This window comes from Aeromonas sp. LsrichE-8G (assembly GCF_022869435.1).
GTDB classification, from domain to species: Bacteria; Pseudomonadota; Gammaproteobacteria; order Enterobacterales; family Aeromonadaceae; genus Aeromonas; species Aeromonas caviae.
In genome coordinates this window covers 1-26,558 of sequence record NZ_JALIHH010000030.1, presented here as the reverse complement: position 1 = coordinate 26,558, position 26,558 = coordinate 1, and the positions used below count along the sequence as shown (strand labels likewise).

Here is a 26,558-nt window from a genome sequence, read left to right as displayed (position 1 = left end):
CACTGAAGGGAGAATCGATGAGAAAGAGGAGAAGTGAGTTGACCCAATCTGAACACTCGAGTTAGAAACGGGGTGACGTGAGCGCGTTAAGGATCAGGGTGTTCACGTTGGCCGGAATGGCTGTTCAACTTCGCCGGAATACGCAGGGCTCACTCTTCGTAGACGCTGACCTCGACCGCGTCCATGGAGTAGGAAGCGGTGGCCATCTCGTGGCTGGAGCTGACGGTGTGCATCTTGCCCTTGACCCAGATGGCGTCCCAGAGGTCATCCACCGGCGCCCCCTTGGGGTAGCTCACGTAGATCACCTGGTTGGTGGGCGGGGGCGGCACGTGAATGCAGGCGCCGAAGTAGGGGACCAGCAGGAAGGCGGTGATGGTCTTGGCATCCCCTTCCAGGGGCACCACGAACCCGGGGATCCGCACCTCCTGATTGTCCAGCTTCTTGTTGACGCCCCCCACCGGCTGGGGCACCGAGGAGAAGTCGCCATCATGGCTGACCTGGGGCGGTGGCAGCAGTTTTTCCCCCTCCGGGATGAGGATATCCCAGTCGATGGTCTTGTAATCTGCAGCCATGGCAGGCAGCACCAGCAGGCTGGCCAGCAGCGCCACTATTTTCCACTTCATCATCTGTTCTTCTCTCTTGGTCGGATGCGTCGGGTCAGACGCGAATGCTCATGCCGTCGCTCAGGCTGTAGCGGTAAGCGCGGGCGGCAGGCAGCAGCCCGATCACCATGCCCGCCAGCCAGACCAGGCCCAGCAGTTGCCACTCATAGGCGCTCGGCAGACCCAGGCTCATTTGCAGGCCATAGTGGCTGAGCAGCCAGGGGCTAGCAAGCCCCTGACCGAGATAGAGCGCGGCCACCCCGAGGGCGATGCCCGCCGTGGTGAGCGCCATCGCCTCCAGCGCCAGCAGCAGGAAGAGGTGGGCAGGGCCCGCCCCCAGGGAGCGCAGAATGGCGAGCTCGCGGCGCCGCTCGTTGAGGCCGGCGAGCAGGGTGGTCAGCATGCCGATGAGGCCCGCCACCACCACGAAGCCTGCGATCACCGACAGGGCGGTCTCCGCCACGCTCATCAGCCCCCAGAGCTCCTGCAGGGCGGCTCCCGGCAGGATGGCCATCAGGGGCTCTCTGGGATAGGTGTTGACGCTGCGCTGCAACTGGAACGCCAGGATCCGGTTGCTCAGCCCCACCATGAAGGCGGTGATGGTCTTGGGGGTGAGATCCTGCGCCATCGCCTGTTCCGGGGTCACGTTCTTGCTGTGACGACCGGTGTCCCAGCCCAGGTGGATCGCCTCTATGCCCGCCAGCGGCACATGAATGGTGCGATCGATGGGGGTGCCGGTGGGGGCCAGGATCCCCACCACCTTGAACGGCATGTTGTCGTGCTGGCTGAACGAGGTGTTGCCGGCGCCATGGGCGATGACGATGGATTGATCCAGGTGATAGCCGAGCTTTTCGGCCACCTGGGCACCCAGCACCGCTTCAAACGGTGTTTCGAAGGGGCGACCTTCGCGCAGGACGAGCGCTTGCTGCTTGCCGTACTTCAGGTGGGTGAAGTAGTCCCCGTTGGTGCCGAGCACGCGAAACCCCTTGTGGGAGTCGCCAAGGGAGAGGGGGATGGTCCAGGCGATGCCGGGCCTGGCCTTGATGGCCTGATAGGAGTCCCAGCCCACGTTGTTGGTGGGGTTGCCGATGCGAAACACCGAATAGAGCAGCAGGTTCACCTGGCCGGAGCGGGCGCCGACGATGAGATCGGTGCCCGAGACGGTGTTGGCGAAGCTGTCCCGTGCCTGACTGCGCACCCGCTCCACCCCGAGCAGCAGGGTGACGCTGATGGCGACGGCCAGCAGGGTGAGCCCGGCGGTGAGGCGACGGGCCCAGAGACTTTGCAGGGCGAGTTTCAGCATGAAAGCCTCCGCAGTGAAGGGGAGATGGCCGGACGGGCTGCGAGATGATGGCGTGTGGTCATGCCGCCCTCCGGTTGAGCTGTTGCAGGTTCTCCACCCGGGGGAAGAGGGGCTCCAGATAGGGATCGTGACTGACGAAGACCAGGGTAGATCCCTGCTTGTCGCACTCCTCGAACAGCAGCCGGATGAAGGCGGCCCGGTTGTCGGTGTCCAGGGCCGAGGTGGGCTCGTCGGCGATCACCAGAGGAGGGGTGCCTATCAGGGCGCGGGCGGCGGCAACCCGCTGCTGCTGGCCGATGCTGAGGGCGTGGACGGGGCGATGGAGCGCCTCATCCGGCAGTTGCAGTTCTGCCAGCAGGCGGCGCGCCTCCTGCTCGGGGCTCCCTGTCAGGCGGGCCCGCTTGGCGGGTGAAAAGGTGAGGGCAGCGGTGACGTTGTCCTGCACCGAGAGAAACGGCAGCAGATTGAACTGCTGGAAGATGTACCCCAGATTGGCCGCCCGGAACTGGTCACGGGCGCGGCCGGAAAGCCGGGCCAGGGGCTGGCCCAGCACCTCCAGGGTGCCGTGGTTGGCGGTCTGGATACCGGCCAGCAACCCGAGCAGGGTGGACTTGCCACAACCCGATGGGCCCTTGATGAAGACGCGCTCACCCTCGTGGATGCGAAGGGCGGGCAGATCGAGGACGGCTTCGTGACCCGGCCAGGCAAAGGCCAGATCACGGATCTCAACCACGGCATGTTTCATGGTGTTACCAGCCCAGTTTGTTGGCGGACGGAGTCAGTTCGGCGGCGGTCTGGCCGGTGGGCAGTATGCCCTGCACGCTCAGCTTCTCCAGGCTCGGGTAGAGGCTGAACAGGGTGGCCTCGAGACCGGTGAGCTTGGCCGGGGTAGCGCAGGTGTAGGTGTACATGGCTCCCATGTCCGCATGGCCCGCGTCGTCGTGATGGTGTTCATCGTGAGCGCCATCAGCCTTGTCGTGCTCGTGCTCGTGCTCGTGCTCGTGCTCGTGCTCATGGTCATGGTCATGATCTTCCTTGGCGGCCTGCAGCTCTTGCTGGGTCAGCTTGCAGCCGGCGGCCGGGTCGAAACGGAAGAGGGCGTCGGGCTGCTGGAGGCGGGCCACCGCCTTGGCATACTGCGCTTTCTCCTCATCGGTGTTGGCGGCATGCTCGAAGCCCACCAGATCGGCGGCAGGGGCTTGCAACTCGATCATCAGCTGGTTGCCGTCGAGTACCAGGTTGAGGTGACCGTGACCGTGCTCATGGGCACCGTGGCTGTGACTTTCGTGTTCGTCGTGATTGGCCTGGGCGCCGAAGGCGGCAGCGGCCAGCAACAGGGTGACTGCTTTCATCGTTAATCCTTTTGAATAAATAGAGAAAAGATTGGTTCAAAAAAAGAAACAATGAAGGGGCGGCGGGGCGCGGATACGGCGATGTCCCGTGGTGCCGGTGGCCGCCCTCGGTTGGGGAGTGCCGATATACCGGTCGATGCCAGAGGAGAGGGGAGGGAGAACGGGGGTCGGCGTCAGTGCCAGCTTGCCATCCAGATGCAGGACGCAGAGGGTGCAGGCATGACCGTGATCGGGCAGGGCTGCTTCAAGAGGGTGCTGTGCCAGCGCCGGTTGCATCCACAACCAGCCCAGCAGCAACACCCAGATTGTCAGTGTGGAACGACCCATAGACCCTTGTGGAAAGGGCGCCATCAGCGCCCTTCTCTCTGATTCAGAGATGGGACTGGATGAGCCCCATCACCTTGGTTATCTCGGCGGCATCGAGCTGGCCATCTTTGGCAAACAGCACCTTGCCCTCTTTATCCAGCAGTATGATGGCCGAACTTTCCGGGGTAAGCGCCCAGGCGTTGCGGGCCATCCCCTTGGCATCCAGCACCATGGCGGACCAGGGGAACTCCTTCTTGCTGTCCTCGGCACTGCTCTTCACGAAACCGGACGTGCCCCAGATGGCGTCATTGCTGTTGATGATGGTGACGGTCTGGTACTTGTCGTGGGGCAGCTTGGCCGCCTTGATCGCCTCGATCATGGGGGCATTGAGCTCCTTGGCGCTGGAGCGACCCGCGATGTGCTGGATCAGGAAGACCTTGCCGGTCAGGACCTTGCTCTGCCAGGGCTGATAGCTGATCTCCTTCTCCTTGAGCACCAGCTCCCCCTTGTCGCTGATGTTGACCAGCGGCACCTGGGTTGATTCCTTGATGTTGTGGGCCATGACCAGGGTTGGCAGCAGCGCCAGAGTAAGCACGAGATGTTTCATCCGGATGACACTCCTTTGTGATGTTATAACGATTTTTGGGTCGAGGGAATGGGACCCTGAACATCCTAAACTGATCGGATCTGTTTAAAAAGTGTTAAATAATGCAGGGTGCGACGGTGATCTTGTCAACATGGTCGCCATCCCCCCAATGACGGCGGCAAGGATGGCATGTCATCCATCAAAAGCAAGTGATGGTCAGAAGAGGCTAGTAGAGCGGTTCGCTGATCAAGGGAATCTGGGCCATCGTTATCTGCTGGGCCAGCAGGGGAGAACCGGTGAGCAGCACGTGGCGCTGATTGCCGATCACCAGGGTGTCTCCCTCAAGGCCGCTGTCGGCCGTGATGGCGAGCCAGGCCGGCGAGACGCTGCCGATGCTGATGTTCGGATAGATGATGCTGAGGCTGTACTGGGGCGCCAGCTCCGCCAGCAGACTGGCCATGAGCAGCGCCTTCTCGTCGCTGTCGGCCTTGTTGTCCTGCAGGGCCTGCAAGGGCGGAGCGAAGTGGTCCATCTGCTCGGGCGGGGTGGGGATGCCGCTCAGCCACTCCTGCAGCAGGGTGACGCTGGTGGCGAGATCCTTGGCCGAAAACTGCTGTGCCAGGGGTTTGAGGTCTCCCTTGAACTGATAGAACAGCTGGGAGTAGTTGGGGCGCACACAGGGCAGCTTCTGGTTGGCCGGGTGCACGCAGGGCTGGACCCGCATCTCGTAGAAGGCGTCCTCCTGATATTGCCGGTAGGCCTGCCAGAACTGGGCGGATTCGAGGCTGCTGTCGTGCAGGGTAAAGGCCTGTTCCAGGTTGCGGAACTTGGTGGCCGTCTCCGGGCTGTGCTGGTTGATCTGGTTGATGCTGTTGTAGAGGCGCGGACTGATGTAGGAGTAGAGTGTTTCCAGCGGGAAGTTGAGGGCGGTGTCGAGCTGTGTCATCTCGTGACGGCTGGCTGAAAAGGTGCGCTCATCCGCCGTCAATTGCAGGTGCTTTTGCTGACCATCCGCAGATTGCCACTGCCAGCTCAGGTTGATCTCGTTGGCCTGCGCCATGGTGCCGAAGAGCAGACTGCACAGAAAGCCTTGTGCCAGTTTCATGGTGCGCCTCCGCCTGGGTTGATAATAAACAACTAGGTGAGTGACCGGCATTTGGATTGGTCTGGTAACAGATATATTGGTAATTATCTGATCTGACTTTAAATTTAATTCAGGAAATAAGTCATGGGGAAATCATCATGAAGCTTGTTTCACGGTTTCTGCTGATATTGGTGGCCACGCCGGCGCTGGCGGGGCAGGTCATCGTCAATCAGGGATTGTCCAGCGCGGATACCTTCGCCCTGCGGGATCAGCTGGCCCGGGAGCATGAATGGCAGGAGTGGCTGCGCTTCCAGCAGGCCATCAAGTGGCTGGAGGTGCTGCCGGTCAACTGCGATCTGGTGGGAGGTGCCGGTCAGGAATATCGCTGCGGTGATGACTATTACCGCCCCTATCGGCAAAACGGGCGCGACCTCTATATCCAGGGGGATCCCCCCGGAGCGTCCCCGCAACGACCAATAAAAAAGGCGCCATAAGGCGCCTTTTTTGCGAGGAATACGCTTATTTTGCAGCGTAACGCTCGGCAGAGGTCTTGATTTCGGCTTCGGCAGCGGCCTTGTCGCCCCAACCTTCCACCTTGACCCACTTGCCCGCCTCCAGCTCTTTGTAGCGCTCGAAGAAGTGCTGGATCTGGGCTTTCAGCAGCTCGGGCAGATCGTTCACATCCTGGATGTGATCGTACTGCTTGGTCAGCTTGGAGTGGGGAACGGCCACGATCTTGGCGTCTTCGCCAGATTCGTCGGTCATCTTCAGCACACCGACCGGGCGGCAGCGGATGACGGAGCCGGCCAGCAGCGGGTAAGGAGTCGGAACCAGCACGTCGACCGGATCCCCGTCCAGGGACAGGGTGGCGTTCACGTAACCGTAGTTGCACGGGTAGAACATCGGGGTGGACATGAAACGGTCAACGAAGATGGCGCCGCTGTCCTTGTCGACTTCGTATTTGATCGGGTCGGCGTTCTGCGGGATTTCGATGATGACGTAGATGTCGTCAGGCAGGCTCTTGCCGGCCGGTACCAGGTTCAGGCTCATGACGTTTCCTTTGAGTGTTGGAGTCAAGTTTGCAGGCCGACATTATAGCGATGTCCCGTCAAATGACCATATTTCAAGGGCCGGGTGGCGTGCTGGAGGGTGGCTTTTACCCGCGCTTGCCCGATTTCTGTCGTCTGCGGGCGCGGATGCCTTCGCTCCCCATGGGCGCGGCTTGTGCCACCGGGTCAACAGATCCTAGAATGCGCACTCCCTTTACTGGAAAAGGCAGCGGTATGCACATTCACATTCTCGGGATCTGCGGCACCTTCATGGGTGGTCTGGCGGTGTTGGCAAAACAGCTTGGCTATCGGGTGACCGGCTCCGACGCCAACGTCTATCCCCCCATGAGCACCCAGCTCGAGCAACAGGGCATCGAACTGACCGAAGGCTACGACCCCTCCCAGCTCGATCCGGCGCCGGATCTGGTGGTGATCGGCAATGCCATGAGCCGTGGCAACCCCTGTGTGGAATATGTGCTGGACCGCAATCTGCCCTATATCTCCGGCCCCCAGTGGCTGCTGGAGCACGTGCTGAAAGATCGCTGGGTGCTGGCCGTCGCGGGCACCCATGGCAAGACCACCACCGCCAGCATGCTGGCCTGGGTGCTGGAGTATGCCAAGCTGGAACCCGGTTTCCTCATCGGCGGCGTGCCGGGCAACTTCCCGGTTTCCGCCCGTCTCGGCTCGGCTCCCTTCTTTGTGATTGAAGCGGACGAATATGACTGCGCCTTCTTCGACAAGCGATCCAAGTTTGTCCACTATCACCCGCGCACCCTGGTGATGAACAACCTGGAGTTCGACCACGCGGACATCTTCCCGGATCTCGCCGCCATCCAGCGCCAGTTCCACCACCTGATGCGCACCGTGCCGAGCAACGGCCGGGTGCTCTTCCCCAAAGGTGATGACAACCTTACCGCCGTGCGCGAGATGGGCTGCTGGAGCGAGGTGGAGCTGGTGGGCCAGGACGACGCCAAGTGGAAGGCGGTGAAGCTGGCCGATGACGGCTCCGCCTTCGAGGTGTGGCTGGATGGCGTGAAACAGGGGGAGGTGCACTGGGAGTGCATCGGCGAGCACAACGTCAACAACGGTCTGATGGCCATCGCCGCCGCCCGTCATGCCGGTGTCATGGTGGAGCACGGGATCAACGCCCTCTGCCAGTTCAAGTCCCCCAAGCGGCGCATGGAGCTGAAAGGGGAAGTGGCCGGCATCAGCGTCTACGATGACTTCGCCCACCACCCCACCGCCATCGAGACCACCCTGGGCGGCCTGCGCGCCAAGGTGGGCAAGGCTCGCATCCTGGCGGTGCTGGAGCCCCGCTCCAACACCATGAAGCTCGGGGTTCACAAGGAGGAGCTGGCCGGTTGCTTCGACGGTGCCGACGAAGTGTTCTTCTTCCAGCCCCCCAACATCGGCTGGGATCTGGGGGAGGTGACGGCCCACATGACCCGGCCTGCCCGGGTATTCGAGGCCCTTGACGCCCTGATTGGCGCCCTGGTGGCCGAGAGCCGCCCAGGGGATCATATTCTGATCATGAGCAACGGCGGGTTCGGCGGCATTCACGACAAGCTGATCGCCCGCCTCAAGGAGCAGCAGAGCGCATCATGAACAAGGCCATCACTCTGGCGCTGACCGGTGCCTCCGGCGCCCCCTATGCCCTGCGCCTGCTGGAATGCCTGGTGCAGGCGGACTATCGGGTCTTCCTGCTCGCCTCCTCGGCGGCCAGGGTTGTGCTCAAGACCGAGCAGCAGCAGGATTGGCCGGGCTCTCCCAGGGAGCTGTCGGCGTACCTCTGTCGCCAATATGGTGCCAAAGAGGGTCAGATCGTCGCCTGCGGCAAGGAGGAGTGGTTCTCGCCGGTGGCTTCCGGCTCGGCGGCCCCCAAACAGATGGTGGTCTGCCCCTGCTCCATGGGTACCGTCTCGGCCATTGCCAACGGCACCTCGGACAACCTGCTGGAGCGTGCGGCGGACGTGGTGATCAAGGAGCGGGGCCAGCTGATTCTGGTGCCCCGGGAGAGCCCCTTCTCGGCGATCCATCTGGAGAACATGCTCAAGCTTGCCCGTCTTGGCGTGACCATCATGCCGGCGGCGCCAGGGTTCTACCATGAACCCAAAAGCATCGAAGATCTGGTGGACTTCATGGTCGCCCGCATCCTCGACCACCTGGGTGTCGAGCATGAGTTGACCAGTCGCTGGGGTTATGCAAACCACTGATACGGCGGGGAGCGGACAAAAAAGCGGCGCCGGGCTGTAAAGCCCGGCGCCGCTTTGTCAACATCTGCACGAGTCAGCTGGCCTGGATGGGGGCCGTCACGTACTTGAACAGGAAATCCGTCACCTCTTCCCGGCTCGGACGCTGTGGCTGATTGATCATCTGCATCATCACATAGCCAAAACCGGTCAGGGAGCGGGCCAGATCGTGCGCCGACAGCACGCTCTGAATCTCGCCGTTGTCGATGGCCCGTTGCAGGTGGGGGGCAATGCGCTCCAGCGCCTTGTCCAGCAGCCGGGTGTAGCGAGGCCACACTTCTTCCCGCACCGAGGAGCTCCACTCCAGCCAGATGCTGGCGTGATCGGGCTTGTCATAGGCGGCGTCAACGAACAGCTTCACGTGGCGGTGAATGCTCTCCCTGGCGGAGCCCTGACCGTTGTAGGCCTGTTCGAGGATCTGCTGTACGAAGGCTTCGATTTCTGTCAGCACTTCGTCGACCAGATCTTCACGAGTATTGAAATAGTTAAAAACGGTCGCAACCGAGACCTTTGCCTGTTCGGCTATTTCGGCATGCCCCGCACGGCCGATGCCGCGACGGGAAAATACCTCGACGGCACACTCCATCAATTGATCACGGCGAGCCTCCGGCGAAAGCCGGGTTCGACGTCTTATTTCTGCGCGTGGTTCCATAGTTTTTTCATCTAATAGTTATTGATTATGGTGTTTATAGTATTGTCACCGATAATGCCCGAAGGCTTGCTAACTCTATCAATTAAAATAAGCCGATAAAAGCATCACGTATGCCTGACGCCCACTGGTTGGAGTGGTAGAATCCTCGGTTTTGACGTTAATGAACGGCCAATAACCCTTTGGTCATTATTGGAGTATGTGATGAAACACATTGTCGAGGTGATGATCCCCGAGGCCGAGGTTGCAGCCCGGATCGCCACGCTGGGTGAAGAGATTACCGCCCGTTACCAGGGCTCCGAGGAAGTGGTCATGATAGGCCTGCTGCGCGGCTCCTGCGTCTTCCTGGCGGATCTCTGCCGTCAGTGCCAGTTGCCCATCACCCTGGACTTTATGACTGCCTCCAGCTATGGCTCCGGTATGCACAGCACCCGTGACGTGCGCATCCTCAAGGATCTGGATGACGACATCAAAGGCAAGGACGTGGTGATCGTGGAGGACATCATCGACACCGGTTACACCCTCAACAAGGTGCGCGAGATCCTCTCCCTGCGCGAGCCGAAATCCCTGGCCATCTGCACCCTGCTGGACAAACCGTCCCGCCGCGAGGTTCAGGTGCCGGTGGACTGGCTTGGCTTCTCCATCCCGGACGAGTTCGTGGTGGGCTGTGGCATTGACTACGCCCAGAAGTACCGTAACCTGCCTTTCATCGGCAAGGTGGTACCGCAAGAGTAAGCCGGGTCCGAAGTAGCAAGGCAGGCTGGCCGGCCCGCCATCGACTGTCTTCAGGCGGCGTCACAGCCGCCTTTTCTGTCTCGAGATGGGCTCATCCATCACAGGGGTTGCAATGAACGCATTGGAAATCAGCGGTCTGAAGAAGACCTATCAGGGGGGCGTCGAAGCCCTCAAGGGCATCGATCTCACCGTCAAACAGGGGGATTTCTTCGCCCTGCTCGGTCCCAACGGGGCGGGCAAATCCACCACCATCGGCGTGATCAGCTCACTGGTCAACAAGAGTGCCGGCAAGGTGAAGGTATTCGGTCATGACATCGATACCGATCTGGAGCTGGCCAAGTCCCAGCTCGGCCTGGTGCCCCAGGAGTTCAACTTCAGCCAGTTCGAGAAGGTGAGCCAGATAGTGACTCATCAGGCCGGTTTCTATGGAGTGCCGCGGGCCGAGGCCAAGGTGCGCGCCGAGAAGTACCTGCGCCAGCTCGATCTGTGGGACAAGCGCGACATGGCCGCCCGCACTCTCTCCGGTGGCATGAAGCGCCGGTTGATGATTGCCCGCGCCCTGATGCATGAGCCCAAGCTGCTGATCCTGGATGAGCCGACCGCCGGGGTGGACATCGAGATCCGCCGCTCCATGTGGAGTTTCCTCAAGGATCTCAACGAGCAGGGGGTGACCATCATCCTGACCACCCACTACCTGGAAGAGGCCGAGATGCTGTGCCGCAACATCGGCATCATCGACAAGGGCCGTCTCATCGAGAACACCAGCATGAAGAGCCTGCTCGGCAAGCTGGGTCGCGAGACCTTCCTGCTGGATCTGGTGCCGGGTTCCACCGTACCGGCCCTGCCCGAGTTCAACGGCCGGATGCAGGATGAGAACACCCTGGAAGTGGAGCTGGAGAAGAGCCAGTCCCTCAACAGCCTGTTCGAGCAGCTCTCCGCCCAGGGGGTGAAGGTGCTCAGCATGCGCAACAAGGCGAACCGGCTGGAAGAGCTGTTCGTCAATCTGGTAGAGGAGGGTCGCAAAGCATGAACCCCATGACCTATTACATCGCCTTCAAGAGCATTCTGGCCAAGGAAGTGAGCCGCTTCACCCGGATCTGGATCCAGACCCTGGTGCCGCCCGCCATCACCATGAGCCTTTACTTCGTCATCTTCGGCAACCTCATAGGCTCGCGCATCGGTGACATGGGGGGCTTCAGCTACATGGAGTTCATCGTGCCCGGCCTCATCATGATGTCGGTCATCACCAACTCCTACTCCAACGTCGCCTCCTCCTTCTACAGCGCCAAGTTCCAGCGCAACGTGGAGGAGCTGCTGGTGGCGCCGGTGCCCAACTACATCATCATCGCGGGGTATGTGGGCGGTGGCGTGGCGCGCGGCCTCTGTGTCGGCCTCATCGTCACCCTGGTGTCGCTGTTCTTCGTGCCGCTGCAGATCCATCACCTGTTCAGCGTCTGCGTGACCGTGCTGCTCACCTCCATCCTCTTCTCCCTGGGGGGGCTCATCAACGCGGTGTTCGCGAAGTCGTTCGATGACATCAGCATCATCCCGACCTTCATCCTGACTCCCCTGACCTATCTGGGGGGCGTCTTCTACTCCATCACCCTGCTGCCGCCGTTCTGGCAGGGGGTTTCCCAGGTGAACCCCATCATCTACATGGTGAACGCGTTCCGCTACGGCTTCCTCGGGATCTCCGACGTGCCCCTCGGCACCGCCTATCTCATCATCATCGGCTTCATCCTGGTGCTCTACGGGATGGCCTGGTGGCTCATCTCCCGCGGCACCGGTCTGCGCCACTGAGGCGCACACCTGCCAGCAAGAAAGGCGCCCTCGGGCGCCTTTTTATTTGCACATGTCGGTCTCAGAGGGCCGGGGCGTCGTAGTCCGCGGGCTCGTCGCTGTAGACGCAGACGTTCCACTTGGCCGCGAGGCCATCATCTGCGAGGCAGTAGCGCTCGAAGAAGGCCTTGATACCGGCGCGCTGGCAGTGGGCCTCGAAGCTCGCCATGTCGCGCCAGATCTCGTTGAAGACGATGGGGAAGCTCTCCCCCTCGGCAAAGGGGCTCTGGATATGGCGGGTGACGATGTACTGCAGGCAGCCATCTTCACGCAGGGTGTCGGGTTCGAGCCCTTGCAGGACGCGGAACAGGGCCTGCTCCTGGCCCGGCTTGGGCTGGAACTGGGCGATGCAGTAAACCTTCTTGGACATCGTGGTCTCCTTGCCGTGTCTCAGCCCCGCAGGGCGACGACCCGGTTGTCGATGAGGCGGGCCTTGCCCAGATAGGCGGCCATCAGGATCACCAGGCGCTGGCTCTCGGCGCTGGCGGATTCCAGGGTGTCGGCATCGACGATGTCGATGGCATCCGTCCTGAATCCCGCGTTGTCGAGGCGTTGGCTGGCCTGGGCAACCAGGGAGGGGAGGTGACTGTTCCCCGTTTCAATCTGCTCGGCAATCCAGTTCATGGTGCGCGCGAGCTCGGGGGCGATGGCCCGTTCGGCAGCGGTCAGATAGCCGTTGCGCGAAGAGAGGGCAAGCCCGTCTTCGGCCCGCACGGTCGGCACGCCCACGATCTCGATGGGCATGGCCATGTCGGCCACCATCTTGCGAATGAGCGCGAGCTGCTGGTAATCCTTCTCGCCAAAGCAGGCCACGTTCGGCTGTACCAGATTGAACAGCTTGGTGACCACGGTGCTGACCCCGCGAAAATGCCCCGGACGCAGCGCCCCTTCCAGCAGGCTGGAGATGCCGGGCACCTCGACGAAGGTCTGGCTGGCGAGCCCCTGGGGATACATGATCTCCGGCGTCGGGGTGAAGACCAGGTCGACACCGGCGGCCTCCAGGGCGGCGCAATCCTGCTCCAGGGTGCGGGGGTAGTTGGCGAGATCCTCGGCCTTGTCGAACTGCAAGGGGTTCACAAAGATGCTGACCACCACCTTGTCGCCATGGCGGCGGGCCTCCTCGACCAGGGTGAGATGACCCTGATGCAGATTGCCCATGGTGGGCACGAATGCGATGGCGCGGCCTTCGCGATGCCATTGACCGATCTGCTCGCGCAGCGCGGCGGGATTGTTCACAACCAACATCGTCAGTTCACCTTCAGATGAATCAATAAAAGAGGGGGTCGTCAGGGGGGAGGGCAAGACGGGGGCACAGGCCCCCGCGCTCATGACGACAGAAAGTCAGTTGAAGCAGTGCTCGGGGCCGGGGAAGGTCCCCTCGCTCACCTGCTGCACGTAGAGACGAATGGCGGCACGCATGTCACCGGTCTCGGCCAGGAAGTTCTTGGTGAACTTGGGCACATAACCCGAGGTGATGCCGAAGGCATCGTGCATCACCAGGATCTGGCCGTCGGTGGCAGGGCCGGCACCGATGCCGATCACCGGAATGCGCAGCGCCTTGGTGATGCGCTCTGCCAGAGAGACGGGCACGCACTCGAGCACCAGCAACTGGATGCCGGCCGCTTGCAGCTCCAGTGCCTGGCGGTAGATCTCCTGGGCGTGGAATTCGTCGCGCCCCTGTACCTTGAAGCCGCCAAACACGTGGACGGATTGCGGGGTCAGGCCGAGATGGCCGCACACCGGCACCCCGTTACGGGTCAGGTGGCGGATGGAGTCGCACAGCCAGTCCCCCCCTTCCATCTTCACCATGCGGGCACCGGCCGCCATCAGGCGCGCCGCGTTCTGGTAGGTCTGCTCCGGGGTGGCGTAGCTCATGAACGGCATGTCGGTCACCACCAGGGCATTGGTGGTGCCGCGCACCACGCAGCGGGTGTGATAGACCATCTCGTCCATGCTGACCGCCAGGGTGTCGTCTCCGCCCTGCAATACCATGCCGAGGGAGTCGCCGATGAGCAGCACCTGGGCGCCCTCGTCGTCGAACAGCTTGGCGAAGGTGGCGTCATAGGCGGTGATGGCGGTGATTTTCTGTCCGTCCTGCTTCATCTTCTGCAGGTGGGTAGTGGTGATCTTGCTCATTACGTTGTTCCTACTCTTCTCTACTCGCCTGCTGCACCGGCCAGGATCGCGAGTCCATTGCGCGGGCAGCGGGCAACCAGTTCGGTGAGCGGGGTGCCGCAGGGCAGCACCAGGGAGGGGGCTATCTCGGCAAGGGGCAGCAGGACGAACTCCCGCTCCTTCATGCCATAGTGAGGCACAGTCAGGCGCTCATGCCGGATGACCTCGTCACCGTACAGCAGCAGATCGAGATCCAGGGTCCGGGGGCCCCAGCGCTCATCTTTGCGCACTCGTCCCTGTGCCTGCTCGATGCGCTGCAGCTCGTCCAGCAGCGCCAGAGGGCTGAGGCGGGTAGCAAGGCGCGCCACGGCATTGATGTAGTCCGGCTGATCCGCAGGGCCCATGGGGCGGCTGCCGTAAAGGTGGGAGGTCTGCAGCAGCTCTGACTCGGGCAGGGTCGCCAGCGCGGCGATGGCGCGACGAGCCTGGCCGAGGGGGTCGGCCAGGTTGGAGCCGATGGCGACGAAGACCTCGATCATCGGCGGATCCTTACTCTGCCGACTTCGGCTTGCGGCGACGGGGGCGACGGCGGTTGCGGCCATTGCCGCTGCGCTTCTCGCCATCGTTGCTGCGGGCCTCACCAGCCTGACCGCGCTCACCGCTTGCCGGGCGGCGGGTCGCCTCCCGTTGCAGTTGCGGGCGCACATCCGGGTTGGAGGCCACATAGCGCTCCCACCAGCTCGCCAGCTCGCCGAGGCCGCGCTCGACCCGGTTGCGCAGCAACAGGAAGTCGAAGGCCGCACGGAATTTCGGGTGCTCCATGGCGCGCTCGGGGTGCTTGCCCTGGCGGCGGGTCAGGCGCTGTTGCAGGGCCCAGATGTCGCGCACGTCCGTGGTGAAGCGGCGCGGCACGGCGATGATCCGCACCTGGTTGTCCAGCACCTCGTTGATGGCCAGCATGAAGGCATCGTACCAGGGCAGACCGCTCTCGTTTTCCAGCACCCGGCCGCGGGCCTCAACGGCACCCCACAGCAGGGTGGCGTAGAGGAAGGCGGGAGTGACGCGCTTCTCTTCACGGACCCGGGTATCGGTGTCCATCAGCGCCTGCTCGATGAACTGCTCGTAGGGCGAGTTGCCGTGGGGCGTGAACAGGGCGGCTACCTGGGGGAACAGCGGCTGGAACAGCCCGTATTCCCGCAGCAGCTTGTAGGTGGCCAGACCGTCCCCCGCCAGGAACAGCTTGAGGGTCTCCTCGAACAGGCGGGCGGCCGGGATGTCCTGCAGCAGCGGGGCCAGCTCCCGGATGGGCGCGGCGGTACGCGGGCTGATGGTCATGTCCAGCTTGGCGGCGAAGCGCACGGCGCGCAGCATGCGCACCGGATCTTCCCGGTAACGGGTCTCGGGGTCACCGATGAGCTCCAGCCTGCGCGCGGCCAGATCTTCCAGCCCGCCCTCGAAATCGTGCAGGGTGAAATCCTTGGCGCTGTAGTAGAGGGCGTTGACGGTAAAGTCGCGACGCTCGGCATCCTCTTCGATGGTGCCGTAGACGTTGTCCCGCAGCAGCATGCCTTCATCGGACTGGGCCGACACATGCTTGCTGGTATTGACCTGATGGTGGTGACCCCGGAAGGTGGCCACTTCGATCACGTCACGACCAAAGACGATGTGGGCCAGGCGGAAACGGCGGCCAATCAGGCGGCAGTTGCTGAACAGCGCCTTGATCTGCTCCGGCGTCGCGTCGGTGGCGATGTCGAAATCCTTGGGGGTCTTCCCGAGCAGCAGGTCACGGACGCCGCCGCCGACCAGGTAGGCCTCATAGCCCCCCTTGTTCAGGCGATAGAGCACCTTGAGGGCATTCTCGCTGATCTCTTTGCGCGAAATCGGGTGCTGGTCACGGCTCAAGGTACGGCGCTGTCCGGCGACACGGGCCGGAATGGGGGACTCCACCGACTGCTCGCCGTCTTCCTTGCCGAGCACTTTGCGGCAAAAGTTTGCGATCTGGGAAAAAATGGTACACCTCGTTATGACTTCAAATTGACGGGAGGCCAAAAAAATAGCGGCCTATCATAGCTCAGCCCCAACCAAATGAGAAACGGTGTGGCCTGCTTCCCCTTGATTGGTCCTTTTGGGGCAAGAAATGCAGCCGGGGCTAGCTTTGCCCTTGCGGGATCTTCTGCTGGCGGGGCACCCGGACCAGCTGCCAGTGGGCGATGCCCCAGCCGATGATCTCGTCGATCCGGCTCGCCATCAGCTCGGGCGGCGGGCACTGACCGAGAAAGTGCAGCGCCTGCCACAGGGCCGGTCGTGCCTCGTCCGGCGACAGCGCCGGCGCATGGTTCTGCTTGGAGAGCTTGTTGCCATCCGCTTGCACCGCCAGCGGCAAGTGCACCCAGGCGGGCACCTCTGCCCCCAGGGTCTGGTAGAGGGCAATCTGGCGCACAGTGGGCTTCAGCAGATCGGCGCCGCGGACGATCTCGGTGATGCCGCTGTCCATGTCATCCACCACCACCGCCAGGTTGTAGGCATAGAGCCCGTCCCGGCGGCGCACGATGAAGTCCTCCTCCGCCAGCGCCGCGGGGACGGTGATCTCTCCCTGCAGCGCATCCTCGAACCGATAGACCGGGTGGTGCTGGCGCAAACGGGCGGCACACCCCTCGGCGGTCAGCCCCAGGGTGCGGCAATGACCGTTGTAGAACCCCCCTGCGGCCATGATTTCGCGTCGGGTACAGCGGCACCAGTAGAGATCCCCGGCCCGATAGAGCTGATCGATGATCTCGTCATAGCGGCCATGGCGCGCGCTCTGGAACATCACCTCCCCATCCCAGCCAAGACCGTGTGCCTCCAGGGTGGTGAGGATAAGGTCAGCCGCTCCCGGCATCTCCCGCGGGGGATCGATGTCTTCGATGCGCACCAGCCAGCGTCCCTGCTGCGCCCTGGCCTGCAAGAAGCTGCCAAGGGCGGCGACCAGGGATCCGAAGTGGAGCGGACCGGACGGTGAGGGGGCGAAGCGGCCCACATAGGGGCGTCGGGAGGGGGCGGATGTCATGACCATGGCAATTCGGGTAGGCGTTGCATTGAGGCTGCATTCTGGGACGGCCCGACCAAAAGCTCAATAAAAAAGGGAGCCTGGGCTCCCTTTTCGTTCCTGTGGATGGGCGGCATCAGCCAGCCATCTGTTTTTCCTTGATCTCGGCCAGCGTCTTGCAGTCCACGCAGAGGTCTGCGGTCGGACGGGCTTCCAGACGGCGGATGCCGATCTCGATGCCGCAATGCTCGCAGTAACCGAAGTCATCTTCTTCGAGCAGCAGCAAGGTTTTCTCGATCTTCTTGATCAGCTTGCGTTCACGGTCGCGGGTGCGCAGTTCGAGAGCAAACTCTTCTTCTTGCGCGGCGCGATCCACGGGATCCGGGAAGTTGGCAGCCTCATCCTTCATGTGGTCGACGGTGCGGTCAACTTCCTGCATCAGTTGGTTGCGCCAGGCTCCCAGGATCTTGCGAAAATGTACCTTCTGTTGGTCATTCATGTACTCCTCACCGGCTTTCATCTGGTAAGGCTCTACACCCGCAATGGCCAGGGGGCCCAGAGATTTCCTGTTTTCGCCTGTTGGCATGCCCTGTCTCCTAATTCAGCACGCTACCCGTGCCATCCATAAATTGAGGGCGACATCTATAGCAGAAGGGTCAACGGGAGGCAAACAAGCCTTATCAATAATGTTACCCACTTCTGCATTTATTCTCTGCCCTCGGGTAGCATATGGTCAGATTCAAATGGGATAAAATCCTGAGCCACCATGCCCTGCACCCCAACATGGGGGCGATAGCATAAAATTTCAACCCCTGCCGCCATCGCCTGTTCAACAAGCTGACTATAGTGCGGATCGATATGGGCTGCAGGGCGCATTCTCGCGATGCCGGAGTGCAATACCATGAACAGCAGCACGGCCCGGTGCCCTGCCGCCTTCATGGCCATCAATTCACGCAAGTGCTTGGCGCCACGGGTGGTGACCGCATCGGGGAAGTACCCCATGCCGGGTTGCTCCCGCTCGTCGAGCAGGGTGACGGATTTCACCTCGATGTAACAATCCGGTCTGTGGTCATCTTCCAGCAGCAGGTCGATGCGGCTGTTCTCTTCCCCGTATTTCACTTCGGTGCGCAGCCTGGCATAACCTGCCAGGGGGGAGAGAGCGCCCTGTTCGATGAGCTCCCGGGCGATCTGGTTGGCACGGGCCGTGTTGACGCAGATGAAGTGACCCGCCGGGCTCTCGGCGATTTCCCAACTGTTTGGCAGCTTGCGCTTGGGGTTGTCGGATGTGGAGTACCAGACCCGGGTGCCCGGCAGGGCGCAGCCGGTCATGGCACCGGTATTGGCGCAGTGGATGGTGATCACCTCGCCGTTGTCGAGCGCGACATCCGTCAGGAAGCGCTTGTAGCGTGAGATCAGCTGCCCGGACTGCAGGGGGGGATCGAAGATCATGGGGTGAGCTCCTCGCGGTGCGGGTTTTTGACGCGGGCCCGCAGGGGCCAGCAGGCGAGCGGTTCGTAGTGGACGCCGTCCGGCGTGCTGACGGATTGATAGAGGCAGAAGCGATCGGCCCTGAGCAGAAAATCCGGCGCAGGCAGCTCGCCGGGGGCCTCGCCCGCCTTGCGCGACAGGGTGACGTGGGGGCGATAGCCCTGCTCGCCGTTGCCCAGCCCGAGTTTTTCACCGTGGCGGCGCAGTGCCCTCGCGAGCACAGTCAGCTCGTTCGGCCACTCACCGGGCCCCACCCAGGCGGCTTTGGCGCGCTGAAACCAGCCGGTCTGATCCAGATGGACGCTGAAAGGGGGGCAGTGCTGTCGCTCGGCGGCCGCGATCAGGCGAGCCTGGGTCGTTTCGTCGGCCTCCCCGAGAAAGGCCAGGGTCAGGTGCAGGTTGCTCTCGGGCACCGGCTGGCCGGGCCAGGGGCGCTGGTCTCGCCAGGTCGCAAGCTCGGGGGCAAGCTCTGGCAGGGGCAGGGCAAAGAAGAGTTTGGGCATGCGGCGTGTTGGTCCTCGTGATGGGCATCGGATAAGGGCCATTCTATGGCAGCCGCTCCCGGGATGTCTTGCCGTGTTGCACCTGACGCTTCCTGCCCCTGCCCGGCAGGGGCGCTTACGATGGCCGGGAGGCTGTGGCAGAATGGACCCCTTTTCAGAAGTGTCACAGAAGGTGCCCATCGCTTTGTCTTCCCTCCCCATCGTCCCGGTGTTGCCTGAACTCTTTGCAGCCCTCGACAACCATGCCAGCGTGATCCTGCAGGCGCCCCCCGGCGCGGGCAAATCGACCCTGCTGCCGCTGGAGCTGGTGCGCCAGCATCGGCTGCCCGGTCGCATCATCATGCTGGAACCGAGACGTCTCGCGGCGCGCAATATCGCCGGCTTTCTGGCGCGCCAGCTCGGGGAGAAGGTGGGCGAGCGCATCGGTCTGCGGGTGCGTGGCGAGAGCCGCACCAGTTCTGCCACCCGGCTCGAGATCGTGACCGAGGGGGTGCTGACCCGGATGCTGCAGAAGGATCCTGAGCTCACCGGTGTGTCGCTCGTCATCTTTGACGAGTTCCACGAGCGCAGCCTGCACGCCGATACCGCGCTGGCCTTCGCCATCGAAAGCCAGCAGGGGTTGCGCGATGATCTCAAGCTGCTGGTGATGTCCGCCACCCTGGATGGCATGGCCCTGGAGCGCCTGCTGCCAGGTGCCCCCGTGGTGCGCTCCGAGGGGCGCGGCTTTCCCATCGAGTACCACTATCGCCCCGCCAATCGCCAGCAGTGGTTGGAGCCTCAGGTCGGCGCCGTGGTGCTGGAGGCGCTCGCCAGTCAGGCTGGCAGTGCCCTGGTGTTTCTGCCGGGACAGGGGGAGATAGAGCGGCTGGCACAGTGGCTGGAAGGGCGGTTGCCAGGGGATGTGACCCTGGCTCCCCTTTATGGCCGTCTTGACCTCGCGGCCCAGCAAGCGGCCATCGAGCCTGCGCCTGCGGGTCGTCGCAAGCTGGTGCTCACCACCAACGTGGCGGAGACATCCCTCACCATCGAGGGGATCTCCGTGGTCATCGACAGCGGGCTGGAGCGGCGCGCCACCTTCGATATCAAGAGCGGCGTCACCCGGCTGGAGACCCGGCCCATCGCCAAAGCCTCCGCCACCCAGCGGGCGGGGCGGGCAGGGCGGCTTGGCCCCGGCGTCTGCTACCGGCTCTGGAGCAGCGAGGTGCAGGAGCGCCTCGCCGAGCAGAGTCCCCCCGACATCCTGACGCAAGAGCTCACCGGCCTGCTGATGGACGCCGCCCAGTGGGGGGCCCGGGTGGAGGCGCTGCCCCTGCTGGACATGCCGCCCCCTGCCGCCGTGGCCAGCGCCCGGCGGTTGCTGGTGGCCCTGGGCGCCATGGCCCCGGAGGGTGAGCAACAACTTACCCCGGCAGGCCGTGCCATGGCGGCCTTCGGCACCCATCCCCGCCTCGCCCGCATGTTGCTGCGGTCCCGGGAGCTGGAATCCGAGGGTCTGACAGGGATTGTCGCCGATGCGGCTTTCCTGGTGGCGCTGCTGGAAGAAGATCTGCGAGGATCGGAGCGCTTGTCCGTGTTGTTCCACCGCCGTCAGGGCGCCCTGCGCCAGGGAGCGGCCCGCTGGTTCGAGCGGCTCGGTGTACGGGCAAGCAGCCCGCAGGGTCAATGGCTGGGGTTGCTGTGCGCCCTCGCCTGGCCCGATCGCATCGGCAAGCTGCGCAGTGGCAGCCGCTATCAGCTCAGTGGCGGGGTGAGCTGCGATCTGGTAGAAGGGCATCCCTGCCAGGGGCAGGGGGCCATCGTGGCCGTCGAAATGGGTCAGAACGAGCGCGGCAGCCGCATTTTCATCGCCGAGCCGGTGGCGCTGGATGAACTGGTGCGCCAGCTGCCCGAGCTGGTCGGCGAGCGCCAGTGGTTCGACTGGGACGATCGGGAGGAACGGGTGCGTGCGGAGCGCCAGCAGGTGCTCGGCGAGCTGGTGCTCGGCCAGCGGCCGCTGACGGATCTCTCCGATGAACAGAAGGGGCGCTGCCTGCTGCAGGGCATCCGGCGCAAGGGGCTGCACGTGCTGCCCTGGGACGAGAGCAGCGAGGGGCTGCTGGCCCGCTTGCGCTGCGCCCGCGACTGGCTGCCCGGCGAAGCCTGGCCCGCCATGGATGAGGAGAGCCTGCTGGCCGACCTCGAGCAGTGGCTGCTGCCGGCGGTGAGCGGCATGACCCGGCTGGAGCAGTTGAAGCGGCTCGACATGAGCGACATCCTGCGCCAGTCTCTGCCCTGGCCCCTGCCAAGGCGGCTGGACGAGGCGCTGCCGAGCCACTTCACCGCACCGACCGGCAGCCGGGTGCGGATCCGCTATCAGCCGGGTCAGGCGCCAGCGATCCCGGTGCGCATCCAGGAGATGTTCGGGCTGGGCGCCACCCCATGCGTGGCCGATGGCCGGGTGCCCCTGGTGGTGGAGCTGCTCTCCCCGGCCCAGCGCCCCTTGCAGATCACCGCGGATCTCGCCGCCTTCTGGGCGGGATCCTATGAGCAGGTGAAAAAAGAGATGAAGGGGCGCTACCCCCGTCACTACTGGCCGGACAACCCGCTGGAGGCGATGCCGACCCGGGTGACCAAGAAGAAGATGGGATTGCAGGAGTAGCCGACGGGACAGTGATCGGTCGGTACGATCAGAACAAGATGGCGGTGGCACAGTCCCCCTCCACAACAGGCATCGCAGGCCGCTCGCATCAGCGGGATGGCGAGGAGAACGACAAGAGGATTTATGGCAACCCAACGACGCAAGCGCACGCCCAAGAAGGCGGCGCCCAAACGCACCATCTGGCGCACCCTGTTCTGGCTGGGCTTCAAGCTCTCTCTGGTGGTGGCGGCCTTCATGGTGGTGTTTGGCATCTATCTCGACACCAAGGTGCGCGAGCGCTTCGACGGCGAGAAGTGGCAGTTGCCGGTGATGGTCTACAGCCGCCCGCTGGAGCTCTATCCCAGCCAGCGGCTCTCCCAGACCCAGATGCTGCGCGAGCTCAACATGCTGAGCTACAAGCAGGTGCGTCAGCCCCATACCCCGGGTGAGTACGCGGTGAGCGGCAATCGCATCGAGCTGGTGCGCCGGCCGTTCGAGTTCCACGACGGTGCCGACGGTGCCCGTGGCCTGCGCCTCACCTTCAACGGGGCGCGCCTCGAGGGGATCCAGTCCCTGGAGAACCAGCGCCAGCTCGGCTATGCCCAGATGGACCCGGTGCTGCTCGATCGCCTCAACACCGAGGATCGGGAAGACCGCCTGCTGGTGCGCCTTTCCGAGGTGCCGGACAGCCTGCTGGTGACGCTGCTCACCACGGAAGACAGGGACTTCTACCAGCACGGCGGCGTTTCGCCGGTGGCCATCATGCGCGCCATGGCAGCCAACCTGCTGGCGGGGCGCACCGTGCAGGGGGGCAGTACGCTCACCCAGCAGCTCGCCAAGAACTTCTTCCTGACCCGTGAGCGCAGCCTGTGGCGCAAACTGCAGGAAGCCTACATGGCGGTGCTCATCGACTACCGCTACAGCAAGGACGAGATCCTGGAGGCCTACCTCAACGAGGTCTATCTGGGGCAGAACTTCTCCCAGGGGGTCTACGGCTTCGGGCTCGCCTCCTACTTCTACTTCGGTATTCCGGTCAACGAGCTGGACATCGATCAGGTGGCCCTGCTGGTGGGCATGGTGAAGGGCCCTTCCTATTACGATCCCTGGCGCTTCCCGGACCGGGCCAAGGCGCGCCGGGATCTGGTGCTGAAACTGCTGGCGGATCACGGCAGCCTGACCCAGGCCGAGTATGACCTGGCCAGCAAGCAGCCCCTTGGCATCATCGCCCGCGGCCAGATGAGCTATGGCCGTACCCCGGCCTTCATGGGGCTGCTCAAGCGGGAGATCCAGAACCGCTTCGGCCCGGATCTGCTCAAGCAGTCCGGCCTCAAGATCTTCACCAGTCTGGATCCCATCGCCCAGCACGCCGCCGAGCAGGCGGTGGAGTCGGGTCTGGCCACCATCGAGAAGCAGCGTGGCAAGAAGAAGCTGGAGGCGGCCATGGTGGTCTCCGATTGGCACAAGGGCGAGGTGGTCGCCATGGTGGGGGGACGGGATCCCCGCTACGCCGGCTTCAACCGGGCGCTGGATGCCCGCCGTCAGATTGGCTCCCTGGTCAAACCGGCGGTCTACCTGACCGGCCTCTCCAACGGCCTGACCCTTGGCACGCCGCTTAAAGATCAGCCGATCCGGATTCGCGGCCAGGATGGCCAGATCTGGACGCCGCAGAACTACGACCGCAAGTTCCGCCAGAGCGTGCCCCTGATGGAGGCGCTCGCCAGCTCCCTCAACGTGCCGACCGTCAACCTCGGGATGCAGATAGGCCTGGACAAGGTGGTGGACACCCTGCACAAGCTGGGGGTGCAGCAGGAGATCCAGCCCTATCCGTCCCTGGTGCTGGGGGCGGTGGCGCTCTCGCCCATGGAGGTGAACCAGATGTACCTGCCCATTGCCAACCAGGGGTTGACCCAGCCCCTGTCGGCCATCCGGGCCGTGGTGAATGGCGAGGGACGCCAGCTCTACCAGCATGACGAAGCGGCCAAGCGAGTGACGGATCCCCAGGCAAGCTGGCTGACCCTGTTCGCCATGACCAAGACGGTGAGCCAGGGGACGGCCCGGGCGCTCGGTGCCAAGTTCCCCGGGGCCACCATGGCCGCCAAGACCGGTACCACCAACGAGCTGCGTGACTCCTGGTTTGCCGGGATGGACAACAACGAGCTGGTGAGCGTCTGGGTCGGCCGTGACGACAACACACCGGCCGGGCTGACCGGTGCCAGTGGCGCCTTGCAGCTGTTCAGCGGCTACATGAGCCAGCGAGGGGTCAACAGCCTGGGGCTGAAGATGCCCGAAGGGGTGAGCTGGGCCAACTTCTCCCGCTCGAGCGGTGCCCGGGTGGCCAGCGATTGTCCCGGCAGTCTCCAGGTGCCGGCCAAGCTGGCCGGTCTGGCCGAGCCCATGAGCTGTGCCAGCCCGGTCTCGGACCCGGCGAATGCCCTGGACAACTGGTTCAACGGTTTCTTCAACTGACGAAGACGGGCAGCGCAGGCTGCCCGTTTTGCAAGGATTGCCATGACCCATCCCCTGTTTGAGGCCATCCATCACGTGGCCATCATCGCCAGCGACTATCCGCGCTCGCGCCACTTCTATCACCAGGTGCTGGGGTTGCCCATCATTGCCGAGACCCTGCGGGCCGAGCGTCAGTCGTGGAAGCTGGATCTGGCGCTGCCGGACGGCAGCCAGCTGGAGCTGTTCAGCTTCCCGGCGCCGCCACCGCGCCCCTCCCGGCCGGAGGCGTGCGGGTTGCGCCACCTGGCGTTTCGGGTGGCGGATCTCGACCGGGTCATCGCCCACCTGGAGCAGCACGGGGTGGAAGTGGAGCCGGTGCGGGTGGACGAGCTGACCGGCAAGCGCTTTACCTTCTTCGCCGACCCCGACGGCCTGCCGCTGGAGCTGTACGAGGCAGCGCGTTAGGCTGCCTGTTGCAATCTGGGTGATCGGTTTGACCATGAAAAGGCCGCCCTGGGAACAGGGCGGCTTTTTTCATGGGGTTGGAGAGGGGATCATGCTGTGGTCAGCAGGGCGACCGCGACGGCCATCACCAGCATGCCGACCCAGCCGATGGGCTTGAGCCGCTCGCCAAACAGCAGCAAGCCGCCGAGAGCGGTGCCCAGAATGCCGATGGCACCCCAGGTGGCATAGGCCACGGCCAGATCGATCTTGCCGGTACTGACCGCCTCGCTGAGCAGAGTGAAGGCACAGAGCACCAGCAGAATGCCGAGGACGCCCCACCCCTTGTCGCGAAAACCGACGGAGCGGTTGATTGCCATGTTGGCGCCGATATCCAGCAGGGCGGCGCTCAGTACGATGATCAACGGGTGCATGGGGCTTCCCTCCTCTGGCGGGTGGGGGCTGGTGCATCATGGGTCTCGCCCAGGGTCACCATGACAATCCCCACTATGGCCAGCGCCAGTCCGATCCACTCCTGGATGCTCAGCTCGTAGCCGAGGAACAGGACGGAGACGGCGGTGATGAGGGCGATCCCCAACCCTTCCCACAGCGCAAACGCGATACCAATGGAGATTGTCCTGGCGGCCTTGGCGAGCAGCAGGTAGGAGAGGGTGATGAGGAGCCACATCGGCAGATAGTGGATCCAGCCGCTCGCGCTCTCTGGGATCAGGGCCATGGAGGAGGTGCCGGCGACCTCGGTCAGGATGGCCCCTGTCAGAAAGAGGCGGGCCAAAAGCAGGGGACGGGATGACATGCAGTTTCCTTCTGTTGCTGCGACGAAGAGAGGATAACGGCACCCGAAACGGGCAAGGTTATCGCTGAGCGTCGAGAAAGCTGTCGCTGCTTGTTTGCCTTGGGGGCGGGCCAGGGGATAAGGTGGTGATGGAATAATCTGCCGCCAGTTTGAAGCCATGAAGCTAAATCAGATACAACTCTTTGTAGAAACAGCAGACAGTGGTTCGATAGCCAATGCCGCCAGACGACTTGGCAAGAGTCGCAGCGCCGTGAGCTCGGCGATAGCAACCCTGGAAGTGGAGCTTGGCGTCGAACTTTTCGAACGAGGGGCGAATCAGAGCCGACTGACCGAAATCGGCGAGCAAGTGCTGGACGACTGCAAGCGGCTGCTGCAGGCCGCCAACAGCCTGAAGCTCAAGTGCGAGCACCATGCCTCCGGTGCCGAGGTGGCGCTGCGGGTAGCCCGGGACGACGCCATTCCCGAGGTGGTATGGCGCGAGATGCTGGGGGCGCTGCGTCGCCAGTTTCCGGGCACCAGCATCTCCCTGGTGCTGGCCTCACCGCCGGAGCTGCCGGCCCTGGTGGAAGAGGGGTTCGTGGATGCCGCCTTCGGCCTCATCACCGAGGAACAGGAGCGCAGCGGTCTTTGCATCGACGTGCTCAACCCGATCCGCACCCTGATGGTGGTCGCGCCAAGCCACCCGCTGGCTGGGCTGAAGCGGGTGTTGCAGCAGGATCTGACCGATCACACCCAGGTCACTCTCTCTTATGTGGACGCGTTTTCGGTCAAGAGCCTGCTGCCCATCGGAGGGCAGCATATCGGGTTGTCGAGTTTCGAGCTGATGCGGGATGCGGTGCTGGATGGTCAGGGCGAGATCGTGAACATTTTGTTAAAAATTAAAAATAGTTTTTTGCCTACAAAACAAATACTTATAGGCCTGTGATATGCAGTTAACTTTATAGTCAGGATCGCCTTCACACTTTTTAATCGTCACTGCACGTCATTTCAGCTCAAAAAATGCGCATGAAATCCAAAAAATGATAATTTCCATGATTTCCATAGTTAACAATTTGCTCACATCCTCACCCTGAAATTTGACCTGGTGATCCGGCTGTGATCTCATGCTCCTTTTCAGGAGTGCTCTCATGTCTATTGATGCCGTTTTCGCTCAGTTCTTCGACAATATTCACGACCCTCGCCAGCATGCCAAGATTTATTATCCCTTCTGCGATGTCCTGTTTCTCACCGTCTGTGCCGTGATCGGCGGGGCTGAGGGCTGGGAAGATATTGAGGATTTCGGCGAGGTTCATCTTCCCTGGTTTCAATCCAAGGGACTGTTTAAAAACGGCATTCCTGTCCATGACACCATTGCCA

General features: G+C 63.0%; 30 protein-coding genes and 1 pseudogene. 11 read left to right on the top strand and 20 right to left on the bottom strand.

The genetic code is table 11. The features are described from left to right. Positions 1 to 149: 149 nt before the first annotated feature. The 7 genes from MUW49_RS06485 to MUW49_RS06455 all read right to left on the bottom strand — a co-directional run bounded on the left by MUW49_RS06485 (position 150) and on the right by MUW49_RS06455 (position 5,254). The gene (locus MUW49_RS06485; RefSeq protein ID WP_010675589.1) at positions 150 to 626 is read right to left on the bottom strand and encodes a DUF3299 domain-containing protein; all 477 of its coding nucleotides are present in this window, start codon (positions 624 to 626) and stop codon (positions 150 to 152) included. 31 nt (positions 627 to 657) lie between these two features. Then, positions 658 to 1,905 (bottom strand): ABC transporter permease, encoded by a 1,248-nt coding sequence (locus tag MUW49_RS06480; RefSeq protein ID WP_010675588.1) that lies wholly within the window; start codon positions 1,903 to 1,905, stop codon positions 658 to 660. A gap of 58 nt (positions 1,906 to 1,963) precedes the next feature. Next, the gene (locus MUW49_RS06475; RefSeq protein WP_010675587.1) at positions 1,964 to 2,650 is read right to left on the bottom strand and encodes an ABC transporter ATP-binding protein; all 687 of its coding nucleotides are present in this window, start codon (positions 2,648 to 2,650) and stop codon (positions 1,964 to 1,966) included. A gap of 4 nt (positions 2,651 to 2,654) precedes the next feature. After that, a complete protein-coding gene (locus MUW49_RS06470) occupies positions 2,655 to 3,257 on the bottom strand; it encodes a DUF2796 domain-containing protein (protein WP_111896778.1) in 603 nt (200 codons plus the stop codon). A gap of 36 nt (positions 3,258 to 3,293) precedes the next feature. Next, positions 3,294 to 3,584, bottom strand: a complete 291-nt coding sequence (locus MUW49_RS06465) for a hypothetical protein (protein ID WP_080768013.1) — start codon at positions 3,582 to 3,584, stop codon at positions 3,294 to 3,296. Between the two features lie 43 nt (positions 3,585 to 3,627). Then, a complete protein-coding gene (locus tag MUW49_RS06460) occupies positions 3,628 to 4,170 on the bottom strand; it encodes a YtfJ family protein (RefSeq protein WP_010675585.1) in 543 nt (180 codons plus the stop codon). Positions 4,171 to 4,375: 205 nt separating this feature from the next. Then, on the bottom strand, positions 4,376 to 5,254 hold the full coding sequence (locus tag MUW49_RS06455; protein ID WP_161470259.1) for a hypothetical protein: 879 nt from the start codon (positions 5,252 to 5,254) through the stop codon (positions 4,376 to 4,378). Between the two features lie 137 nt (positions 5,255 to 5,391). Here MUW49_RS06455 and MUW49_RS06450 point away from each other — a divergent pair, with 137 nt between their 5' ends. Beyond that, positions 5,392 to 5,727, top strand: a complete 336-nt coding sequence (locus MUW49_RS06450) for a hypothetical protein (RefSeq protein WP_039040865.1) — start codon at positions 5,392 to 5,394, stop codon at positions 5,725 to 5,727. A gap of 25 nt (positions 5,728 to 5,752) precedes the next feature. Here the strand turns inward: MUW49_RS06450 and ppa are convergent, their stop codons facing one another. Beyond that, positions 5,753 to 6,283: an inorganic diphosphatase gene (ppa, locus tag MUW49_RS06445; RefSeq protein ID WP_005335667.1), complete on the bottom strand. Its 531-nt coding sequence runs from the start codon at positions 6,281 to 6,283 to the stop codon at positions 5,753 to 5,755. Between the two features lie 233 nt (positions 6,284 to 6,516). On the opposite strand from ppa, the gene mpl reads away from it, so the two are divergent. Together mpl and MUW49_RS06435 are read left to right on the top strand one after the other, a co-directional pair. Continuing rightward, entirely contained in the window at positions 6,517 to 7,887 is a 1,371-nt protein-coding gene (gene mpl, locus MUW49_RS06440; RefSeq protein WP_161470258.1) for a UDP-N-acetylmuramate:L-alanyl-gamma-D-glutamyl-meso-diaminopimelate ligase, read from the top strand. Next, positions 7,884 to 8,495: a flavin prenyltransferase UbiX gene (locus MUW49_RS06435; RefSeq protein WP_042016310.1), complete on the top strand. Its 612-nt coding sequence runs from the start codon at positions 7,884 to 7,886 to the stop codon at positions 8,493 to 8,495. The genes mpl and MUW49_RS06435 overlap by 4 nt, the downstream gene beginning before the upstream one ends. A gap of 73 nt (positions 8,496 to 8,568) precedes the next feature. Here MUW49_RS06435 and MUW49_RS06430 read toward each other — a convergent pair whose 3' ends face one another. Continuing rightward, positions 8,569 to 9,183, bottom strand: coding sequence for a TetR/AcrR family transcriptional regulator (locus MUW49_RS06430; RefSeq protein WP_161470257.1), 615 nt, complete (start codon positions 9,181 to 9,183; stop codon positions 8,569 to 8,571). A gap of 201 nt (positions 9,184 to 9,384) precedes the next feature. Between MUW49_RS06430 and hpt the strand changes: the two genes are divergently transcribed. The 3 genes from hpt to MUW49_RS06415 all read left to right on the top strand — a co-directional run bounded on the left by hpt (position 9,385) and on the right by MUW49_RS06415 (position 11,715). Beyond that, on the top strand, positions 9,385 to 9,915 hold the full coding sequence (hpt, locus tag MUW49_RS06425; protein ID WP_010675579.1) for a hypoxanthine phosphoribosyltransferase: 531 nt from the start codon (positions 9,385 to 9,387) through the stop codon (positions 9,913 to 9,915). Positions 9,916 to 10,027: 112 nt separating this feature from the next. Beyond that, positions 10,028 to 10,945, top strand: a complete 918-nt coding sequence (locus MUW49_RS06420; protein WP_039040845.1) for an ABC transporter ATP-binding protein — start codon at positions 10,028 to 10,030, stop codon at positions 10,943 to 10,945. Beyond that, positions 10,942 to 11,715, top strand: a complete 774-nt coding sequence (locus MUW49_RS06415; RefSeq protein ID WP_010675577.1) for an ABC transporter permease — start codon at positions 10,942 to 10,944, stop codon at positions 11,713 to 11,715. The genes MUW49_RS06420 and MUW49_RS06415 overlap by 4 nt, the downstream gene beginning before the upstream one ends. A gap of 61 nt (positions 11,716 to 11,776) precedes the next feature. Here the strand turns inward: MUW49_RS06415 and MUW49_RS06410 are convergent, their stop codons facing one another. The 9 genes from MUW49_RS06410 to thpR all read right to left on the bottom strand — a co-directional run bounded on the left by MUW49_RS06410 (position 11,777) and on the right by thpR (position 18,885). Further along, positions 11,777 to 12,124, bottom strand: coding sequence for a putative quinol monooxygenase (locus tag MUW49_RS06410; protein ID WP_010675576.1), 348 nt, complete (start codon positions 12,122 to 12,124; stop codon positions 11,777 to 11,779). A 20-nt stretch (positions 12,125 to 12,144) separates the two neighbouring features. Continuing rightward, positions 12,145 to 12,999 (bottom strand): pantoate--beta-alanine ligase, encoded by an 855-nt coding sequence (gene panC, locus MUW49_RS06405; RefSeq protein WP_049635993.1) that lies wholly within the window; start codon positions 12,997 to 12,999, stop codon positions 12,145 to 12,147. Positions 13,000 to 13,095: 96 nt separating this feature from the next. After that, complete coding sequence (panB, locus tag MUW49_RS06400; protein WP_039040847.1) at positions 13,096 to 13,890, bottom strand: 3-methyl-2-oxobutanoate hydroxymethyltransferase; 795 nt, start codon at positions 13,888 to 13,890, stop codon at positions 13,096 to 13,098. 20 nt (positions 13,891 to 13,910) lie between these two features. Further along, positions 13,911 to 14,408, bottom strand: coding sequence for a 2-amino-4-hydroxy-6-hydroxymethyldihydropteridine diphosphokinase (folK, locus tag MUW49_RS06395; RefSeq protein WP_045521936.1), 498 nt, complete (start codon positions 14,406 to 14,408; stop codon positions 13,911 to 13,913). Between the two features lie 10 nt (positions 14,409 to 14,418). Then, the gene (gene pcnB / locus MUW49_RS06390) at positions 14,419 to 15,918 is read right to left on the bottom strand and encodes a polynucleotide adenylyltransferase PcnB (protein ID WP_052815237.1); all 1,500 of its coding nucleotides are present in this window, start codon (positions 15,916 to 15,918) and stop codon (positions 14,419 to 14,421) included. Between the two features lie 100 nt (positions 15,919 to 16,018). Further along, on the bottom strand, positions 16,019 to 16,921 hold the full coding sequence (gene gluQRS, locus MUW49_RS06385; RefSeq protein WP_161470256.1) for a tRNA glutamyl-Q(34) synthetase GluQRS: 903 nt from the start codon (positions 16,919 to 16,921) through the stop codon (positions 16,019 to 16,021). Between the two features lie 109 nt (positions 16,922 to 17,030). Continuing rightward, positions 17,031 to 17,480 carry an RNA polymerase-binding protein DksA gene (dksA, locus tag MUW49_RS06380; RefSeq protein ID WP_029314801.1) on the bottom strand — a complete coding sequence of 150 codons (450 nt, stop codon included), beginning with the start codon at positions 17,478 to 17,480 and terminating at the stop codon, positions 17,031 to 17,033. 119 nt (positions 17,481 to 17,599) lie between these two features. Continuing rightward, the gene (gene sfsA / locus MUW49_RS06375; RefSeq protein ID WP_161470255.1) at positions 17,600 to 18,343 is read right to left on the bottom strand and encodes a DNA/RNA nuclease SfsA; all 744 of its coding nucleotides are present in this window, start codon (positions 18,341 to 18,343) and stop codon (positions 17,600 to 17,602) included. After that, complete coding sequence (gene thpR / locus MUW49_RS06370) at positions 18,340 to 18,885, bottom strand: RNA 2',3'-cyclic phosphodiesterase (protein WP_039040852.1); 546 nt, start codon at positions 18,883 to 18,885, stop codon at positions 18,340 to 18,342. Before thpR ends, sfsA begins: the two co-directional genes overlap by 4 nt. A gap of 184 nt (positions 18,886 to 19,069) precedes the next feature. On the opposite strand from thpR, the gene hrpB reads away from it, so the two are divergent. From hrpB to MUW49_RS06355, 3 genes are all read left to right on the top strand, one after another. After that, entirely contained in the window at positions 19,070 to 21,523 is a 2,454-nt protein-coding gene (gene hrpB, locus MUW49_RS06365; RefSeq protein WP_161470262.1) for an ATP-dependent helicase HrpB, read from the top strand. Positions 21,524 to 21,646: 123 nt separating this feature from the next. Beyond that, positions 21,647 to 23,968 carry a penicillin-binding protein 1B gene (mrcB, locus tag MUW49_RS06360; protein WP_010675566.1) on the top strand — a complete coding sequence of 774 codons (2,322 nt, stop codon included), beginning with the start codon at positions 21,647 to 21,649 and terminating at the stop codon, positions 23,966 to 23,968. Between the two features lie 42 nt (positions 23,969 to 24,010). Beyond that, on the top strand, positions 24,011 to 24,412 hold the full coding sequence (locus MUW49_RS06355) for a VOC family protein (RefSeq protein WP_010675565.1): 402 nt from the start codon (positions 24,011 to 24,013) through the stop codon (positions 24,410 to 24,412). An 89-nt stretch (positions 24,413 to 24,501) separates the two neighbouring features. Here the strand turns inward: MUW49_RS06355 and MUW49_RS06350 are convergent, their stop codons facing one another. Further along, entirely contained in the window at positions 24,502 to 24,822 is a 321-nt protein-coding gene (locus MUW49_RS06350; RefSeq protein WP_171865640.1) for an SMR family transporter, read from the bottom strand. Further along, a complete protein-coding gene (locus MUW49_RS06345; protein WP_043155747.1) occupies positions 24,810 to 25,202 on the bottom strand; it encodes an SMR family transporter in 393 nt (130 codons plus the stop codon). Before MUW49_RS06345 ends, MUW49_RS06350 begins: the two co-directional genes overlap by 13 nt. A gap of 157 nt (positions 25,203 to 25,359) precedes the next feature. Between MUW49_RS06345 and MUW49_RS06340 the strand changes: the two are divergent. Both MUW49_RS06340 and MUW49_RS06335 read left to right on the top strand, forming a co-directional pair. After that, positions 25,360 to 26,049: pseudogene (locus tag MUW49_RS06340) on the top strand (LysR family transcriptional regulator); the annotation flags it as partial. A gap of 280 nt (positions 26,050 to 26,329) precedes the next feature. Next, positions 26,330 to 26,558 (top strand): transposase family protein (locus MUW49_RS06335; protein WP_244812539.1); only part of this gene is annotated, 229 nt, incomplete at its 3' end.